This is a genomic window from Okeania hirsuta (assembly GCF_003838195.1).
GTDB classification, from domain to species: domain Bacteria; phylum Cyanobacteriota; class Cyanobacteriia; order Cyanobacteriales; family Microcoleaceae; genus Okeania; species Okeania hirsuta.
This window is the reverse complement of the sequence record NZ_RCBY01000665.1, coordinates 1-715: the sequence shown is the minus strand read 5'-3', so window position 1 is coordinate 715 and position 715 is coordinate 1. Positions and strand designations below refer to the sequence as shown.

1 protein-coding gene is annotated in these 715 nt (G+C 40.8%); it reads right to left on the bottom strand.

The annotated features are described in order from the left end of the window. Nucleotides 1–28 precede the first annotated feature (28 nt). Nucleotides 29–340 carry a hypothetical protein gene (locus D5R40_RS33565; protein ID WP_124143669.1) on the bottom strand — a complete coding sequence of 104 codons (312 nt, stop codon included), beginning with the start codon at nt 338–340 and terminating at the stop codon, nt 29–31. Between the last annotated feature and the right edge of the window lie 375 nt (nt 341–715).

The following is a 715-nucleotide window of genomic DNA, read 5'->3' as shown; positions in this document are numbered from 1 at the left end:
AGCAAGTAATAGACTAGAAAATATTTAACTACATAACAACCGCATCTGGATCGTCAGTAAGACCTGTTCCCCGCACCTCTGTATAAGCCCATTGAGAGCCATCAAAAACATTATACCAAAGCCAGCCACTATCTCCCCTGCCTTGGTGAAATACATAGATTTGGTCATTGTATACTACTACTGATGGACTCGAAGTTATACCAGTTTTCCCTACCTTTGTATCACCAGCCCATTCAGAGCCATTAAAAACATTATACCAAAGCCAGCCACTATCTCCCCTACCTTGGTGAAACACATATACTTTGCCATTGTATACCACTGCTGTCGGTAATATAATCATTGTCCCTAATACCAATTCCCATGCATTAATGCGATACTTCCGATGAACTTCAGTTATTAAGTAATAATAATCGTTTAGTAATGTTTATAACGATTATCGGCATTAAACCAAGATATCTTATCTCTTTTCACCCTACTCCCTACTCCTTTTTCCCCTCCACGGTCGGGGTTAGGGGTGGGTCTCTACTCCCTACTCTCAAGGAGATGTAGCAATAATGCGTGAGATTTGGTATAATATCATGTCGGCTGGGGCGCGTTCGTGTAAACCCAAAGGTGAATATCTACAGGAAATTTAAGTTTTTTTCTTGCTCTTAAGTATTCTTGCCTGTTGCCTGTTGCCTTGCGCGTAGTGCTATAGCCTCTATATTAGATGATC

What these genes read in the sequence shown, in the direction of transcription:
- D5R40_RS33565 (WP_124143669.1), bottom strand. Translation starts at nt 340, where the DNA reads ATGATTATATTACCGACAGCAGTGGTATACAATGGCAAAGTATATGTG.